This is a genomic window from Flavobacterium restrictum, assembly GCF_007097245.1.
GTDB classification, from domain to species: Bacteria; Bacteroidota; Bacteroidia; order Flavobacteriales; family Flavobacteriaceae; genus Flavobacterium; species Flavobacterium restrictum.
The window spans coordinates 266,812-282,930 of sequence record NZ_VJZT01000001.1 but is presented as its reverse complement, the minus strand read 5'-3'; the positions used below and the strand labels follow the sequence as shown (position 1 = coordinate 282,930).

Below are 16,119 nucleotides of genomic sequence, written 5' to 3'. Positions count from 1 at the left end.
ATTTAAACTATGAAAACAAAATTATCTTTTTTGACTCTAACATTATTTTTATTATTCTCTTGTGCTACAACAAAATCAGTAGATGATGAGCAACTAAAAAAGAAACTAACAGGCAGTTGGAGCGGCTCTGAAAAGGACAATCAAAAACCTGGTTTGACTAAATATTGGATACAAAACCGAAATAAAAACGGTACTTATGTTTTATTATTTACCGTAATAGAAAACTGTGAAGTAGAAAATCATGTCGAAAAAGGAAAATGGGGGGTAAAAGACGGCTTGTTTTATGAAACATTTGATGAAGATGGAAAAACTGATGTTTATGAAATTGAAATAATTGACACTAAAGTAAAATTCAAAGCAAAACAATTGAGCTTGGAATTTGGTAATACCGAATATGAGTTTATTGAAACTAGAGAAGAGTAGCTAAAGGAGATTATAAAACAAAGTGATTCTCAATTTGAAAACTACTTCAAATCATAAAACAAAACTTTGCGCCTTCGAGTCTTCGTGGCAAAAAAACAAATAAAAAATGAAAATAATCGCAGTCATACCCGCACGCTACGCCTCTACTAGGTTTCCGGCCAAATTAATGCAGGATTTGGGAGGAAAAACCGTGATTTTACGCACTTATGAAGCCGCAGTAAAAACCCATTTGTTTGATGCAATTTTTGTGGTAACCGATTCGGATTTAATTTACAACGAAATCGTTTCTCACGGCGGAAAAGCTATAATGAGCATCAAGGAACACGAATCCGGTAGCGACCGAATTGCCGAAGCAATCGCCAATCTCGATGTAGATCTTGTTATCAATGTGCAAGGTGACGAACCTTTTATTGATGCAGAACCGCTGGCAAAAGTGATCGAAATTTTTAAAAAAGATACCGATAAAAAGATTGATTTGGCCTCGTTGATGCGAGAAATTACAGCCGAAACCGAAATCAACAACCCTAATAATGTAAAAGTAGTGGTGGATCAAAACGGATTTGCTTTGTACTTTTCCCGTTCCGTGATTCCGTATCCTAGAGAAACGAATGTGGGCGTTCGCTACATGCAACACATTGGCATTTATGCGTTTAGAAAACAAGCCTTGTTGGATTTTTATAGTTTGCCCATGAAATCATTGGAAGCCACCGAAAAACTGGAACAATTGCGGTATTTAGAATTTGGAAAACGCATCAAAATGGTCGAAACCAATCATGTAGGAATAGGAATTGATACCCCCGAAGATTTACATAAAGCCCGAAAAATGCTGCTTTAAAATTGCTTTTCAATGGGGTACTTTTGCTCATTGATTCGTGCAATCTTTTCAACTTTAAATGTGTATTTTATTCTATTTATAATTTTATCTTCGCAGTTGCGTTTTACCATTTAGAAAAAGCGATTTAGAACATGCCCAAGAAACTTTTATTTGTAGTTGTATTTTTATTTTGCACCGTTTCGTACGGGCAAATAGGAGGGAAGTATATTTATCAGTTTTTGAACTTGGTAACTTCGCCAAGACAAGCGGCATTGGGCGGAAAAACGATTACAATTTATGATGATGATGTGAATCAAGTTCATTTCAATCCCGCTACTTTGAATGCGGATATGGACAACCATTTGGCTTTAAACTACGGTAGTTATTACAAGGAAGTCACTTATGGAACGGCATCGTATGCGTACACTTACGACCGGCATTTGCAAACTTTTCAAGCAGGTGTGAATTATGTAAACTATGGCAATTTTGAAGGATATGACGAAAACGGTTTGGCCACTAGTGCTTTCTCTGGTAGCGAAATAGCACTTTCTTTGGCGTATGCCTACAACATTCCGTTTACGGATATTCACATTGGTGTAAATGGCAAATTAATTTCATCAAATCTCGAAAGTTACAGTTCCTTGGGTGGCGCAGTAGATATTGGAGCCCTTTTTATAGACCAGCGCAATGATGTCAATTGGGGATTGGTTATACGGAATATAGGAACGCAATTCACTACGTATTCAGGCACAAATGAGAAGCTGCCGCTTGAAATTATCCTTGGTGTATCGCAAGAATTAGATAATGTTCCTGTTCGCTGGCACCTTACTTTAGAAAATTTGCAACAATGGAATATTGCGTTTTCGAATCCCGTTCGGGCGAATTCAAGCATTGACGGCGAATCAAGTCAGGAGAAAGTTTCGTTTGTAAATAATGCGTTGCGCCATGTGATTTTTGGGGTGGAACTTTTTCCCAAGAAAGCGTTTAATCTTCGGTTAGGATATAATTTTCGCAGAGCCGAAGAATTGCGTGTGGTAGATCAGCGTAATTTCTCGGGAATTTCATTGGGATTTGGCCTCAAAATGAACAAATTAAAATTCAATTATTCGTATTCAAGATACACTTTGGCAGGCAATACGAGTTTATTTGGCTTGACCATAAATTTTTCAGAAAATTGATTGGGACAACAAAACGTATTTGTGAAAAAAAAAAACAGGTTTAATTCTACAAAGACAGTTTTTTGTTTTGGGCGTGACCCTCTCGAAAAGGTCGGGTCGGGCATTCCGTTCCCGCTTTTTTAAATTTGGCGAAGAAAAATTCGCCAAATTTAAAAAGAGCTCCACTTCAATCCCTCACGCAAAGCAACCAAAAAAATAGTGTCCTAATCAAATGTTGTAAATCGAAGCATTCAGCAAAAAAATAAAATGAAAATGAAAAAAATCACCATTGCAATAGACGGATTTTCCTCTACAGGAAAAAGTACTTTGGCCAAAGAACTTGCCAAGGAGTTAGGTTATATATATGTAGACACAGGAGCGATGTATCGTGCAATTGCTTTTTTTGCGATGCAAAACGGATATATTTCCCCTGACTTTCTAGACAAAGAAACACTCATTAATAGCCTGCCTTACATTACGTTATCCTTTAAGTTTAATGCTGATTTGGGCTTTGCCGAAATGTATTTGAACGATGCCAATGTCGAAACCGAAATTCGAACCCTTGAAGTGTCTAACTTTGTGAGTAAAGTTGCCGAGGTATCGCAAGTGCGAGCCAAATTGGTAGAGCAGCAACAAGAAATGGGCAAGAATAAAGGCATTGTCATGGATGGTAGAGATATAGGAACGGTCGTTTTTCCTGATGCCGAACTCAAAATTTTCATGACCGCAGGAGCAGATACTCGAGCGCAACGACGTTTTGACGAATTGCAAGCCAAAGGCGATGCTGTGACCTACGAAGAAGTGCTTAAAAATGTAGAAGAACGCGATTATATTGATACCCATAGAGCCGATTCACCTTTGGTAATGGCTGCCGATGCCATAGAAATTGACAATTCCTATTTGAGCAAAAAAGAGCAGTTTGACGTGGTTTTTGAATTGGTTCAGGAGGTTGTTAAAACAGCTTAAATAGTTGTAGGTTTATTTTTTAATGGTAGTTTTACACCTTTGAATTTGTAAAACAATTAAACCACTTTTCATGGGAATTAAAAACAGATTAATCGCAATGAGTTTTCTCCAATTTTTTGTTTGGGGAGCGTGGCTAATAACAATTGCAAATTACTGGTTTGGCACCAAAAGTTGGGAAGGAACTCAATTTGGTTTGGTTTTTAGCACCATGGGAATTGCGTCCTTATTTATGCCAACTCTTACCGGAATTATAGCCGACAGATGGGTAAATGCCGAAAAATTATATGGAATTCTTCATGTTTTATATGCAGCGGTATTGTTCTATTTACCAGAAATAACCACTCCAACTGGTTTTATTTACGGAATGCTATTGGCGATGTGTTTTTACATGCCCACCATTGCATTAAGCAATTCAATATCCTTTACGTCCTTAAAATTGAATAATAAGGATGTGGTAAAAAATTTTCCACCTATACGCGTTTTTGGAACAATTGGGTTTATTGTCGCCATGTGGATTACCAATTTAACGGGCAATAAAGCAACTTCGTACCAGTTTTACATTGCTGGGATGGCGGCTCTTATTTTGGGAATTTATGCGTTTACCTTGCCACAATGCAAACCACAACGATTAATTAAAGAAAAGGCTTCCTTGATCGAAACATTAGGGTTAGAATCCTTTACATTATTTGCCAATTATAAAATGGCGTTGTTCTTTATTTTCTCTATGTTTTTGGGAGGAGCTTTGCAATTGACCAATGCTTATGGCGATGTTTTTCTGGATGAATTTAAACATTTTCCCAAATATGCCGATTCCTTTGTGATTCAATATTCGACTATAATTATGTCTATTTCCCAGGTTTCGGAAACGTTGTTTATATTGGCAATTCCTTTTTTCTTGAAGCGATTTGGGATTAAACAAGTCATGTTAATTAGCATGTTGGCTTGGGTATTGCGTTTTGGATTGTTTGCCTTTGGAAATCCAACTGACGGGTTGTGGATGATTGTTTTATCGTGTATTGTGTACGGAATGGCATTTGATTTCTTTAATATTTCAGGGTCACTTTTTGTAGAAACCAATACCGATTCTAGAAATCGTTCCTCGGCACAAGGATTGTTTATGATGATGACCAACGGTGTTGGCGCAGTGTTAGGCAGTTTTACATCAGGTTGGGCGATTGATCGTTTTTTTACAAAGTCATTTGCCTCTTCAACGGATTTAGCTTCTTTTTTGCAAACCGATGTGGCGAATTCCAAAATGTTGGATTTTATAAAAAACCAAGGAAAAACCATTTCTCCAGATGGTTTTTTTGACACCGCTATTTTGATGAAAGACTGGCATACCATTTGGCTGGCTTTTGCAGTGTATGCTTTGATTATTGCTGTTGCATTTGCCGCTTTGTTCAAACATGAGCATAATGTTGATGAAATAGAAAACGTGAGCCATTAAATTATTACTGATCTTTTAAGCAAGCCCGATATGTTTCATAAATTTATCGGGCTTCGTTTTGTAGATACATCACCATATAACCCATCTAGTCTTGATGGAAGGGAATATCCTTTTTAGTCTGGTATTTTGGGACGAGACTAAAAGATAGGAATGATAGCGGGAACTCTGCCTCCAAAAATGCCCTATCATTCGCTACTAAACCTTTTTATGTTTGATTTGAGTTTTCTCGTAAATATCTCGCCTTAAATATTTTGCAAATAAATAAAAAAGAATTACTTTTGCACACCTTTTGGCGGTTAGTGTTTCCATTAGGAATCAATTATATATATCAACAACTTCTGTATTTTCTGCTGCATTAAGAAACACGAGAGAACACAGAATACAAATTTTTAATCAGCATGTCTGAACAAATTAAATCACAAGAAGAGTTTTTAGCAAATTTTAACTGGCATAACTTCGAAGAAGGTATCGATGCAGTAGATGAGAAAAACTTATTGGAATTCGAAGAACTAGTTTCAAAAACATTTATCGCTACAGATCAAGAAGAAGTTGTAGAAGGAGTAGTTGTAAGAATCACAGATAGAGACGTTATCGTTGATATCAACGCAAAATCGGAAGGTGTTATTTCATTAAACGAATTCCGTTACAACCCAGCTTTAAAAGTAGGTGACAAAGTAGAAGTATTAATTGACATCCGTGAGGACAAAACAGGTCAACTAGTATTATCTCACAGAAAAGCACGTACTATCAAATCTTGGGATAGAGTTATTTCGGCTAACGAAACAGGAGAAATCGTTAATGGTTTTGTAAAATGCAGAACTAAAGGTGGTATGATCGTTGACGTTTTCGGAATTGAAGCTTTCTTACCAGGATCTCAAATTGACGTGAAACCAATTAGAGACTACGATGTATATGTAAACAAAATGATGGAATTCAAAGTGGTAAAAATCAACCACGAATTCAAAAATGTTGTTGTTTCTCATAAAGCGCTTATTGAAGCGGATATTGAAGTACAGAAAAAAGAAATCATCGGTCAATTACAAAAAGGACAAGTATTAGAAGGTGTTGTTAAAAACATTACTTCTTATGGTGTCTTTATTGATCTTGGTGGTGTTGATGGATTAATTCACATTACGGATCTTTCTTGGAGTAGAATCAACCACCCAAGTGAAGTATTGGAATTAGACCAAAAATTAAATGTTGTAATCCTTGATTTCGATGATGAGAAAACAAGAATTCAATTAGGATTGAAACAATTGAACGCTCACCCATGGGATGCTTTAAATGCTGATTTGAAAATTGGTGATAAAGTAAATGGGAAAGTAGTTGTAATCGCTGATTACGGTGCATTTATCGAAGTGGCTGAAGGTGTTGAAGGTTTGATCCACGTTTCTGAAATGTCATGGTCTACTCATTTACGTTCTGCTCAAGATTTCGTAAAAGTAGGTGATGTTGTTGAAGCTCAAATTTTAACATTAGACAGAGATGACCGTAAAATGTCATTAGGTATCAAACAATTGTCTCAAGATCCTTGGACTGATATCACTGCTAAATACCCTGTAGGTTCTAAACATTCAGGTATCGTTAGAAACTTTACAAACTTTGGAATTTTTGTAGAATTAGAAGAAGGAATTGACGGATTGATTTATATCTCTGACCTTTCTTGGACTAAAAAAATCAAACATCCATCAGAATTTGTAAATGTTGGTGAAAAATTAGACGTAGTTGTATTAGAATTAGATGTTGACGGACGTAAATTATCTTTAGGTCACAAACAAACTACTGCTAATCCTTGGGATCAATATGAAGATTCATTCGCTGTAGGAACTATACACAATGGTGAAATTTCTGAAATCGTTGACAAAGGAGCTACTGTAGAATTTGGAGATGATATCGTTGCTTTTATTCCTACTCGTCACCTTGAAAAAGAAGATGGTAAGAAATTGAAAAAAGGCGATACTGCTGATTTCAAAGTAATCGAATTCAACAAAGAATTCAAAAGAGTAGTGGCATCTCACACGGCCATTTTCCGTGAAGAAGAAGAGAAAAACGTGAAAGCAGTTACTGAAAATACTTCATCAAACTCTACTACAAATGCACCAGCTGCAACTTTAGGAGATAACAATGATGTGTTAGCAGCATTGAAAGCTAAAATGGAAAAATCAGAGAAAAAATAATTTCTTGATTTTATGAATATAGAAAGCCCCGCAATTGCGGGGCTTTTTTTATGAAAACTATTTTACTAGAATTTTATTCTTTCCAGTTCAATTGCAAGGCAAAACTAGTTTTATCTGCTTTGGTAATACTAAATATAGTTTCGTTTTGGATAGTGCTTTTGCGAATAAAAACGGTATCATTTAGCGCTAATTCTTTTAGAAAATTCATTTCGAAACTTTCTATTTTTTGATTCAAAATCAAATCAGTTGCAGCTAAATCAATGCACCATTCCAAATACTTTACATTATTGGCGTGATTCACAATATCTAAATCCGACAAAAAAACTGTTCTCTCAAAAACCTTCTCCGTTTCTGGATGCAGGTTTATTTTGGAAAACCCTTGGAGCGTTGCTTTCTTTTCAGGGAATAATTCAAAATGTTCAAATGGGAGTTGTAAGGCTTCAGGGCGTCTTTTGACAGTATTAAAAACGACCCAAAAAGTTTCGGAACCTACTATTTTCTGCCCATTTACATACATTTCTAATGCCCGAACCGAGCGGGAGTTTTCTAGCGAATTAATCCACGTTTTTATGGTAACTACATCACGCCATTGTGGCAAAGCTGTGATTTCAACTCGCATTCTGCTCAAAACCCAAGCTTGATTAAATTCCTGCATATCCGAAAAACTAATCCCACCAATTTCCGAATGTGCCGCTGCGGTCAGCTGTAGCAAATTGCACAACTCGGTATATTTCAAATAGCCATTGGGCGCACATTGGGTAAAATTGATTTCCCAGTCTTTGCTTAAAACGGAGGTGAAGTTGTGTGAAATGGGCATTTTTAATTTTAGATTTACGATTTTAGATTTACGATTTTAGAATTTAGATTTTTTGAAATAGGGTAAAAATAATTTAATGTTAATGGCAATAAACCCTAATAATAGAATTCCATAAATAAAGAATTCTTCAGTATTGAGATTTTTAGAATGAGGATCTTCAAATTTCATAAATAATGCCATAGAATATGGAAGTATTAAATATACAGTTAGAATAAAAAATATAATTCTCCCTATTAATTTTAATGTATTCATACTGATTTACCTTTTATATAATCAATAATTTCCTTTGGATTCGTCAAATAATCAAACCACTTTATTGCTTCATTTCCTTTGAACCAAGTCAGTTGTCTTTTCGAAAATCGGCGGGTATTTTTCTTGATTTCTTCAACAGCAAATTTCAAAGTAATTTCGCCTTCAAAGTAACTAAAAAGTTCTCTATAACCCACCGTTTGCAAGGCGTTTAAGCTTTTATTAGGAAACAATTCAGTGGCTTCTGCCAATAAACCTTGGTTCATCATGATGTCCACCCGTTGATTGATTCGGTCGTAAATCACAGGTCTTTCGGCGTCAAGACCAATGCTTATTGGAGTGAAATTGCGGTTGTTTTTTTCTTTATTCAAAAAAGATGAATATGCTTTTCCGGTTCCCAAACCTACTTCTACAAATCGCATCATGCGTTGCGGATTTTGCAGGGTTTGCGGATTATTTTCCAATAAAGAATCAAAATAAGATTGGTCTAATTCTTTTAATTTTTCTTGTAGAAAAGGCAATCCCTTTGCATCATATTGCATTCGAACAGTTTCTCGAACCGCATTATCAATTTCTGGGAATTCATCAAAACCTTTTAAAACCGCATCCACATACAATCCCGAACCGCCAACTAGGATAACATAATCATTAGTTTGGTGCAATTGTGCTATTATACTCAACGCTTCTTTTTCGTATTCGCCAACAGTGTACGTGTCAAAAATTGATTTGTTTTGTATAAAATGATGTTTTGCCGCAGCTAATTCTTCTGGACTTGGAACAGCAGTGCCAATGGTCATTTCCTTAAAAAACTGTCGGCTGTCGCAGGAAATAATATCGCAATTGAAATGTTGTGCCAAGGCAATACTCAAAGCCGTTTTGCCAATTGCTGTTGGTCCTACAATAGTGATTAGGTATTTCATTTTCTATAAAAATTAAAAATGAATCACTTTCAAAGTCTTACTTTTTCGGAGTTGGCTTTGGATTATATTTTTGGCATCCCGATTGTTTTGCATCGGAATTAGGATGTTTTTTAGGATTTCGACATTGGTAATTTGATAATTCAAATCATAAAAAGCGTATCCTTTATAAATACCGTTTTCGATCAAAACTGCCGAGCGTTCGCTGATGTTTCTTCCTTTATCGATTACAATCATGTTTTGATTTTCGTAGGTGTTTTGGTTTATAAAAGTCTGCACTCTACTATTGTATTCCTCGGGGCTAATTTGCCCAACACACGCGCCATCACATTCCTTGATGGTGTATTGAAAACATTCTTTTTTGGTTTGATACAAGCCGTTTAATTTCTGGCACAACTGGTATTTTGTGGTGATGTGAAACAGCATATTTTTAGCTTCTTGTAGCGATGAGAATGATGTAATTTCTTTTTTTCGTCCATCGGCTTTTTGAATTTTTAAGTTCAAGTAGCCTTTTTTATCCATCTCGGCATACAACGCCAATTGAAAAATACTCTTGCGTTGCGCTCTATTCAAAATGGGTTTGTTGACCTTAATTTCTTCGCTTTCTTTCAATAGAGCAATCAATTCACTTCCCGTTTCGTCATAGGTTACGGTATAGACTTCGGTTTGAATTTTTTTGCATTTGGTCGTATTTCCCGTAAAATGTTGGTTGATTCTTTTTTTAATATTTCGGCTTTTGCCAATGTAAATGAGAACACCTTTATCGTTATGAATGTAGTATATTCCTGTTCTCGAAGGCATATTTTGAACAATATCCAATAATTTGGGCGCAATTCCTTTCTCGATTTCGGTTTTGATGAGCTCCTTTAGAATGACTTTTTCGAGATCTTTATCCAAAAGCATTTTGAATAATTTTACCGTTGCCATAGCGTCGCCACTCGCGCGATGCCTGTCGGCCATAGGAATGCCAAGTGCACGAACTAATTTCCCTAAACTATGGGAAGGTTGTTCAGGCATTAATTTTTGAGATAATTCGACGGTGCAAAGCGTTTTGAGATTAAAATCATATCCCAAACGACGGAATTCAGTGCGTAGTATTCGATAATCAAATGAGGCGTTGTGCGCTACTAAAACGCAATCTTGAGTGATTTCGATGATGCGTTTGGCCACTTCAAAAAACTTGGGCGCCGAGCGCAACATGGCGTTATTAATCCCCGTTAATTTAACCACAAACGGCTGAATTGGGATTTCGGGATTGACTAAACTGATGAATTGGTCCACGATTTCGTGTCCATCAAATTTATAGATGGCGATTTCGGTAATTCCTTCTTCGTTAAATTGTCCCCCAGTGGTTTCTATGTCGAGTATTGCGTACATTTTCAATATCAATTTCAAAAAATCAATGGCAATGGCAATTATACAATGTCAATATCAAAAATCAATGGCAATGTCAATTCTTAAAAATTGAAAATTGGTATTGCCATTGCTATTGAAAACTCATTGCCATTGAAATTGATTTTGAACTATTTTTTATTATTAATCATTTTTGATGCTATAGCGATAAGTTCCTCAACCTCTGCCAAAAGCCATTTTCTTTTTTCTAGTTCTCCTTCATTGATATATTCAAGAACTTTTAATGAATTTCTGGATTCTTTCAATTCTTTTACTGTTAATGAAGCTTTGAAAATAAAATCTTTACTTGTTATCGTTCCTTGTGCCTCTCCGTAATTAAGGGAGGAACTTCCTGATGAACGAATTAGTTGATTTTTATAATATTCAAGTTCAAATGTTTTGTCCAATTTTCTAACAAAGAAAATACATTCTCCAGCAAAACGAACCAATCGATCTTCAAAATTGTAGATTTTATCAAAATTAGGTTCGTTTACTTCCATTTCTTTTTTTATTTTGAAATTGTCATTGAAATTGTCATTGAAATTGCCATTGCATTTTATCGTCCCCCAAAGATACTACTTCCAATCCGAACCATCGTGCTACCACATTCAATTGCGAGTTGATAATCGCCGGACATTCCCATAGAAATAGTTTGCCACGTAGAGACGCGATTAATCGCGTCTGTACTGTGTAATAATTTATCAAAAATCGATTTTAAATGGGTAAATTCTTTCTTGATTTGCGATTGATTATCAGTAAAAGTCGCCATTCCCATTAATCCAACAATTCGAATGTTTTTCATTTCCTGAAATGTGGTGGAAGTAAGAATCTCGTTTAATTCTTGTTCGTCTAAACCAAATTTAGTTTCTTCTTCTGCAATGTATATTTGAAGCAAACAATCGATAATTCTATTGTTTTTTTTGGCTTGTTTGTTGATTTCTTCTAGCAATTTCAAGCTGTCAACGCCATGAATTAAGTTCACAAAGGGCGCCATAAATTTCACTTTATTGGTTTGAACGTGACCAATCATGTGCCATTCAATATCTTTTGGCATCGCTTCCCATTTCTCGGCCATTTCCTGGATTTTGTTTTCGCCAAAAATGCGTTGACCCGCATCGTAGGCTTCCATCAAATCCGGAATGGGTTTGGTTTTAGAAACAGCAACAAGCGTTACGGTTGATAGTAAAGTGGATTTTATTTGGAGGAGGTTTTTTGTAATTGACATATTAATTAAATTGTTTCGAAATTTTATCCGCTTTTTTACTTTCGCTGTAATCATAAAAACCTTCACCAGATTTCACGCCCAGTTTTCCAGCACGAACCATATTGACTAATAACGGACAAGGTGCGTATTTTGGGTTTTTGAAACCGTCGTACATTACGTTAAGAATTGCCAAACACACATCCAATCCAATAAAATCGGCTAATTGCAATGGTCCCATAGGGTGACCCATTCCGAGTTTCATCACGGTATCAATTTCATAAACGCCTGCCACTTTGTTGTATACCGTTTCTATGGCTTCGTTGATCATGGGCATTAAAATTCTGTTGGCTACAAACCCAGGATAATCGTTGACTTCAACAGGATTTTTACCCAGTTTTTCGGATAAATCCATGATGGTTTTCGTCACTTCATCGCTCGTATTGTAACCTCGAATGATTTCTACCAATTTCATAACGGGCACCGGATTCATGAAGTGCATGCCAATCACGCGCTCTGGATGCGCCACAACAGTCGCAATTTGTGTAATCGAAATAGAGGAGGTATTAGTTGCCAAAATCGTATTGTGCGAACAAGCCTCATTTAATTGTTTGAAGATATTCAGTTTTAAATCAACGTTTTCGGTGGCGGCTTCAATGACTAAATCTACGCCAACAACGCCATCATTAATATCCGTATAGGTGATAATATTAGTAATTGTTCTAATCACATCCTGTTGAGTGATAGTGCCTTTTGCTACCATTCGGTCTAGGTTGTTGGCAATGGTTTGCATGCCTTTATCTAGCGATTTTTCGGAAATATCAATTAACTTTACAGTAAATCCGCTTTGAGCAAATGCATGCGCAATTCCGTTTCCCATAGTTCCTGCTCCGATTACGGCTATTGTTTTCATTTTATATGATTGGATTAAAATTGAAGTATTTATCTAAATCTTCTTTGATAACTTCATATTCATTTTCATTGATGTATTTATTGCTATAAAGCCATATATATCTTTCATATTGAATAGTATAAGGTAAAACTGGGTCTATCAAAAAATATTTTTTTCTAAAAAATTCGACTTGTTTTTTGTAAACCAATTCGATGAATTTATCAACTTCAGGTGCATTCTTTTTAGTATAAATAAAGTAAAAAAGTTTAGAGGAATCTATGTGTTTTTCATTAAAATCTTCAAATAATGTTCTTAATACCAAAACAATAGCAAACGAACTTGAAAAAAATATACTTAAAAGTGAATTTTTAGTGAACTTTACAGATTCAGATGTAATATAGATTACAAAAATAAGATTTAAAAGAATTGATAAATAAGTCACTAAAGCAAAACCATCTTGTTTACTTTTCGAAATAAATTGAGTATTTTTTATATCCTCCAACGGAATATTGTATTTTAATTTATGTTTTGAAGTATTTAAATCTACATTTATTTCATTGTCTAGTATTTCAAAAGTTTGTCTTTGATTTCGATACTTAATTTCTAATTTGTTTTCCATTAATTACTTCTTAAAACAATCAATAATTTGATACGCCACTTTTAGCGCAGCTGTAGCTTGTTCTAAAGTTACAACAGGTGTCGTATTAGTAGTAATAGCGTGGGCAAAAGATTCTAATTCGTCCAGAATGGCGTTGTTTTGTTCCACATTTGGATTCGAGAAATAGATTTGTTTTTTTACGCCTTCGGCATTTTGTAAAATCATATCAAAATCGCCAGGTACTTCGGGAGCATCTTTCATTTTGACTACTTCGCATCTTTTTTCGAGAAAATCAACCGAGATGTAGGCGTCTTTTTGGAAAAAACGGGATTTACGCATGTTTTTCATCGAAATTCGGCTGGCTGTTAAATTAGCAACACAACCATTTTCGAATTCAATTCGGGCATTGGCAATATCAGGCGTATCACTAATTACGGAAACGCCACTAGCATTGATGTGTTTTACTTTGGAATTTACCACACTCAAAATGGCATCAATATCGTGAATCATCAAGTCGAGCACCACTGGAACATCCGTACCACGAGGATTGAACTCTGCCAAGCGATGGGCTTCGATGAACATGGGATTTTCGATCATATTCTTGGTGGAGATAAAGGCAGGATTGAACCGTTCTACATGTCCTACTTGTCCTTTTACGTTGTATTCCTTGGCCAACGCAATGATCTCTATTGCTTCCTCGACCGTATTGGAGATTGGTTTTTCTATAAAAACGTGCTTACCGGATTTAATGGCAACTTTGGCACATTTAAAATGGGATAAGGTAGGAGTCACTATATCAATTACATCAACAGCGTGTAGTAAAGTGGCAATGGTTTTAAATTGTTTATAGCCAAATTCTTTTTCGATTTTTTGACCATTTTCTACATTTTCGTCATAAAAACCAACCAATTCATATTTTTCAGATTGTTGCAATAAGCGCAAATGTATTTTTCCCAGATGACCAGCACCTAATACTCCAATTTTCAGCATAATAATGTTATTTCTACAAAAATAGCAATTTATTGATTAATTTATTACAGATACAGCACAATTATTTCCATAAATTTAAACTATAAAAGCAATATTTTTATTAGAAATTCTTTTCTATTTTTACCAAAATAAATCAACTCTATTTTGAAAGATACTGCCAAACATCAAGGACTTCGGAATCAATTAGTAAGCCTTTTGCAACAAAAAGGAATTACGGATGGGAACGTGTTGGACGCGATTAAAAAAATCCCCCGACATTTATTTTTGAATTCCAGTTTTGAGGATTATGCGTATCAGGACAAAGCGTTTCCAATAGGTGCGGGGCAAACAATTTCGCAACCGTATACTGTGGCTTTTCAGTCTCAATTATTAGAATTGAAAAAAGAGCACAAAGTTTTAGAGATAGGCACGGGTTCGGGCTATCAAACTGCAGTTTTGTGTACCATGGGTGCAAAAGTCTATAGTGTAGAGCGGCAAAATGAGTTGTTTAAGCAAACATCGAATTTGTTCCCAAAATTGGGTATTCGTCCCAAGCATTTATCTTTTGGAGATGGCTATAAGGGATTGCCACTTCATGCCCCATTTGACAGTATTATTGTAACTGCGGGTGCGCCAATGATTCCAAAACCATTGATGGCACAACTAAAAATAGGAGGTAGGCTTGTAATTCCGTTAGGTGAGGATGTTCAAATTATGACTTTATTGATTCGTAAAAACGAAACCCAATTCGAGAAACATGAGTTTGGTGAGTTCCGATTTGTACCACTTTTGGAGGATAAAAATTAAGTGGAATTTCAGTAAAAAGCAAAAAAAATAATACTAGTCAAAGTATTATTTTTTTTGCTGCTGTTTGTACATTTATTTTTTTGGTAACGAACCGTCTTTTTTCATTTCACCAACTACTGCTTGCATAATGGCATCAACCGTTGTACCAATATCCGTTATATTAGAAGATTTTGTAGTTCCTGTCCAAATTAATTTATTTTCTTTCAAAGAGAAAATATTAGTTTCTACTAAATAATAGGTTGTTTCTTGGTAATAGCCTGAATTATAAAAATTAGACGAATACATGCCGTACCAATTACCAAATCCGTAACCATACATTCCGGAATACATGCCTCCCATACCGCCATAATACAAAGAGGTATTAGTGCCTGGTACATAACTCGTTTCTTTTTCGGTGCTTACCAATCGCATGGTTACAACGCCGTCAAAGTTCTCGTCGTTGAGTATTTTTATTTTTTGTTCTTTGGTAAGATCCAAATTTGTACCATTCAAAAAAGAATACGAAGAGTGAAAGATAGGATTACTGGAGGCAATTCTATTCTCGGTAGTTCTACGAGTCGCTTCGTCTTTTACAAGTGCTACTACTAATACTTTTTTGAATTCTTGATTTGCAATAGTGGTATCTGGGTCTCTCCAGCTATTAACAATTGCTGTATTACTTCCACAACTTGCCATAAAAATGCAAGATACAATAACTAAAAACTTTTTCATAATTTAACATATTTGATTTAGAGTAGTAAAAATAAGGATAATTTTGGGATAAATTGTATCCAATATTATCTTTAAAAAGATTTTTTGATTCGGTCTAAATCTCGTTTTGTGTCTTGTTCTTTGAGCGATTCTCTTTTGTCATAGGTTTTCTTTCCTTTGCAAAGACCAATTTGCAGTTTCGCCATCCCTTTTTCGTTCGTAAATAACTTTAATGGAATTATTGTAAGTCCTTTGGCTTGAACACTTTTGGCTAAATTTTTTAATTCTTTTTTATTCAAAAGTAATTTGCGCTCGCTTCGTGCTTTGTGATTGAATTGATTCCCAAACGAATATTCCTCAATATAGGTGTTGATGGCAAAAAGTTCCATATCAGAAAATTCGCAAAAACTTTCGGTAATGTTGGCTTTTCCTAAACGAATGGATTTTATTTCGGTACCTGCCAAAACGATTCCCGCAGTAAAAGTTTCGATTATTTCATAATCAAAACGAGCTCTTTTGTTAAGTATGTTGACGGTTTTTAGCATAGGATATAAGGTATAATAAAAAAAGAAAACGAATCACGTAATCTCTAAAAAAATGAAT

General features: G+C 35.3%; 17 protein-coding genes. 7 read left to right on the top strand and 10 right to left on the bottom strand.

Annotated elements, in window-relative coordinates:
• The first annotated feature begins 9 nt into the window (after window positions 1-9).
• The 6 genes from FNW21_RS01220 to rpsA all read left to right on the top strand — a co-directional run bounded on the left by FNW21_RS01220 (window position 10) and on the right by rpsA (window position 6,984).
• On the top strand, window positions 10-423 hold the full coding sequence (locus FNW21_RS01220; RefSeq protein ID WP_144254908.1) for a hypothetical protein: 414 nt from the start codon (window positions 10-12) through the stop codon (window positions 421-423).
• 106 nt (window positions 424-529) lie between these two features.
• Window positions 530-1,258, top strand: a complete 729-nt coding sequence (kdsB, locus tag FNW21_RS01215; RefSeq protein ID WP_144254907.1) for a 3-deoxy-manno-octulosonate cytidylyltransferase — start codon at window positions 530-532, stop codon at window positions 1,256-1,258.
• A 131-nt stretch (window positions 1,259-1,389) separates the two neighbouring features.
• The gene (gene porQ, locus FNW21_RS01210) at window positions 1,390-2,415 is read left to right on the top strand and encodes a type IX secretion system protein PorQ (RefSeq protein WP_144254906.1); all 1,026 of its coding nucleotides are present in this window, start codon (window positions 1,390-1,392) and stop codon (window positions 2,413-2,415) included.
• A gap of 252 nt (window positions 2,416-2,667) precedes the next feature.
• Window positions 2,668-3,360, top strand: a complete 693-nt coding sequence (cmk, locus tag FNW21_RS01205) for a (d)CMP kinase (RefSeq protein WP_144254905.1) — start codon at window positions 2,668-2,670, stop codon at window positions 3,358-3,360.
• A 70-nt stretch (window positions 3,361-3,430) separates the two neighbouring features.
• The gene (locus FNW21_RS01200) at window positions 3,431-4,807 is read left to right on the top strand and encodes a nucleoside permease (RefSeq protein WP_144254904.1); all 1,377 of its coding nucleotides are present in this window, start codon (window positions 3,431-3,433) and stop codon (window positions 4,805-4,807) included.
• 398 nt (window positions 4,808-5,205) lie between these two features.
• Entirely contained in the window at window positions 5,206-6,984 is a 1,779-nt protein-coding gene (gene rpsA / locus FNW21_RS01195; protein ID WP_144254903.1) for a 30S ribosomal protein S1, read from the top strand.
• A 73-nt stretch (window positions 6,985-7,057) separates the two neighbouring features.
• Here rpsA and FNW21_RS01190 read toward each other — a convergent pair whose 3' ends face one another.
• The 8 genes from FNW21_RS01190 to FNW21_RS01155 form a co-directional block, all read right to left on the bottom strand.
• Entirely contained in the window at window positions 7,058-7,801 is a 744-nt protein-coding gene (locus FNW21_RS01190; protein WP_144254902.1) for an acyl-[acyl-carrier-protein] thioesterase, read from the bottom strand.
• A 248-nt stretch (window positions 7,802-8,049) separates the two neighbouring features.
• Window positions 8,050-8,970 (bottom strand): tRNA (adenosine(37)-N6)-dimethylallyltransferase MiaA, encoded by a 921-nt coding sequence (gene miaA / locus FNW21_RS01185; RefSeq protein WP_144254901.1) that lies wholly within the window; start codon window positions 8,968-8,970, stop codon window positions 8,050-8,052.
• 12 nt (window positions 8,971-8,982) lie between these two features.
• Complete coding sequence (locus FNW21_RS01180; protein WP_144254900.1) at window positions 8,983-10,344, bottom strand: exonuclease domain-containing protein; 1,362 nt, start codon at window positions 10,342-10,344, stop codon at window positions 8,983-8,985.
• Between the two features lie 146 nt (window positions 10,345-10,490).
• Window positions 10,491-10,859, bottom strand: a complete 369-nt coding sequence (locus FNW21_RS01175; RefSeq protein WP_144254899.1) for a four helix bundle protein — start codon at window positions 10,857-10,859, stop codon at window positions 10,491-10,493.
• A gap of 56 nt (window positions 10,860-10,915) precedes the next feature.
• Window positions 10,916-11,584 carry a YggS family pyridoxal phosphate-dependent enzyme gene (locus FNW21_RS01170; RefSeq protein WP_144254898.1) on the bottom strand — a complete coding sequence of 223 codons (669 nt, stop codon included), beginning with the start codon at window positions 11,582-11,584 and terminating at the stop codon, window positions 10,916-10,918.
• Window position 11,585: 1 nt separating this feature from the next.
• Window positions 11,586-12,473, bottom strand: a complete 888-nt coding sequence (locus FNW21_RS01165; RefSeq protein WP_144254897.1) for a 3-hydroxyacyl-CoA dehydrogenase family protein — start codon at window positions 12,471-12,473, stop codon at window positions 11,586-11,588.
• Between the two features lies 1 nt (window position 12,474).
• Window positions 12,475-13,071 (bottom strand): hypothetical protein, encoded by a 597-nt coding sequence (locus tag FNW21_RS01160; protein WP_144254896.1) that lies wholly within the window; start codon window positions 13,069-13,071, stop codon window positions 12,475-12,477.
• 3 nt (window positions 13,072-13,074) lie between these two features.
• Window positions 13,075-14,040, bottom strand: coding sequence for a Gfo/Idh/MocA family protein (locus FNW21_RS01155; protein ID WP_144254895.1), 966 nt, complete (start codon window positions 14,038-14,040; stop codon window positions 13,075-13,077).
• Window positions 14,041-14,184: 144 nt separating this feature from the next.
• Here FNW21_RS01155 and FNW21_RS01150 point away from each other — a divergent pair, with 144 nt between their 5' ends.
• Complete coding sequence (locus FNW21_RS01150; protein WP_144254894.1) at window positions 14,185-14,826, top strand: protein-L-isoaspartate(D-aspartate) O-methyltransferase; 642 nt, start codon at window positions 14,185-14,187, stop codon at window positions 14,824-14,826.
• A 72-nt stretch (window positions 14,827-14,898) separates the two neighbouring features.
• On the opposite strand, the gene FNW21_RS01145 is transcribed toward FNW21_RS01150, so the two are convergent.
• Window positions 14,899-15,537: a hypothetical protein gene (locus tag FNW21_RS01145; protein ID WP_144254893.1), complete on the bottom strand. Its 639-nt coding sequence runs from the start codon at window positions 15,535-15,537 to the stop codon at window positions 14,899-14,901.
• A gap of 71 nt (window positions 15,538-15,608) precedes the next feature.
• Entirely contained in the window at window positions 15,609-16,061 is a 453-nt protein-coding gene (gene smpB, locus FNW21_RS01140) for an SsrA-binding protein SmpB (RefSeq protein ID WP_144254892.1), read from the bottom strand.
• Window positions 16,062-16,119: the final 58 nt, after the last annotated feature.

Excerpts from the sequence above, each read along its gene's own strand:
- FNW21_RS01220 (WP_144254908.1), top strand. The coding sequence starts at position 10 with ATGAAAACAAAATTATCTTTTTTGACTCTAACATTATTTTTATTATTC.
- kdsB (WP_144254907.1), top strand. The coding sequence starts at position 530 with ATGAAAATAATCGCAGTCATACCCGCACGCTACGCCTCTACTAGGTTT.
- porQ (WP_144254906.1), top strand. The coding sequence starts at position 1,390 with ATGCCCAAGAAACTTTTATTTGTAGTTGTATTTTTATTTTGCACCGTT.
- cmk (WP_144254905.1), top strand. The coding sequence starts at position 2,668 with ATGAAAAAAATCACCATTGCAATAGACGGATTTTCCTCTACAGGAAAA.
- FNW21_RS01200 (WP_144254904.1), top strand. The coding sequence starts at position 3,431 with ATGGGAATTAAAAACAGATTAATCGCAATGAGTTTTCTCCAATTTTTT.
- rpsA (WP_144254903.1), top strand. The coding sequence starts at position 5,206 with ATGTCTGAACAAATTAAATCACAAGAAGAGTTTTTAGCAAATTTTAAC.
- FNW21_RS01190 (WP_144254902.1), bottom strand. The coding sequence starts at position 7,801 with ATGCCCATTTCACACAACTTCACCTCCGTTTTAAGCAAAGACTGGGAA.
- miaA (WP_144254901.1), bottom strand. The coding sequence starts at position 8,970 with ATGAAATACCTAATCACTATTGTAGGACCAACAGCAATTGGCAAAACG.
- FNW21_RS01180 (WP_144254900.1), bottom strand. The coding sequence starts at position 10,344 with ATGTACGCAATACTCGACATAGAAACCACTGGGGGACAATTTAACGAA.
- FNW21_RS01175 (WP_144254899.1), bottom strand. The coding sequence starts at position 10,859 with ATGGAAGTAAACGAACCTAATTTTGATAAAATCTACAATTTTGAAGAT.
- FNW21_RS01170 (WP_144254898.1), bottom strand. The coding sequence starts at position 11,584 with ATGTCAATTACAAAAAACCTCCTCCAAATAAAATCCACTTTACTATCA.
- FNW21_RS01165 (WP_144254897.1), bottom strand. The coding sequence starts at position 12,473 with ATGAAAACAATAGCCGTAATCGGAGCAGGAACTATGGGAAACGGAATT.
- FNW21_RS01160 (WP_144254896.1), bottom strand. The coding sequence starts at position 13,071 with ATGGAAAACAAATTAGAAATTAAGTATCGAAATCAAAGACAAACTTTT.
- FNW21_RS01155 (WP_144254895.1), bottom strand. The coding sequence starts at position 14,040 with ATGCTGAAAATTGGAGTATTAGGTGCTGGTCATCTGGGAAAAATACAT.
- FNW21_RS01145 (WP_144254893.1), bottom strand. The coding sequence starts at position 15,537 with ATGAAAAAGTTTTTAGTTATTGTATCTTGCATTTTTATGGCAAGTTGT.
- smpB (WP_144254892.1), bottom strand. The coding sequence starts at position 16,061 with ATGCTAAAAACCGTCAACATACTTAACAAAAGAGCTCGTTTTGATTAT.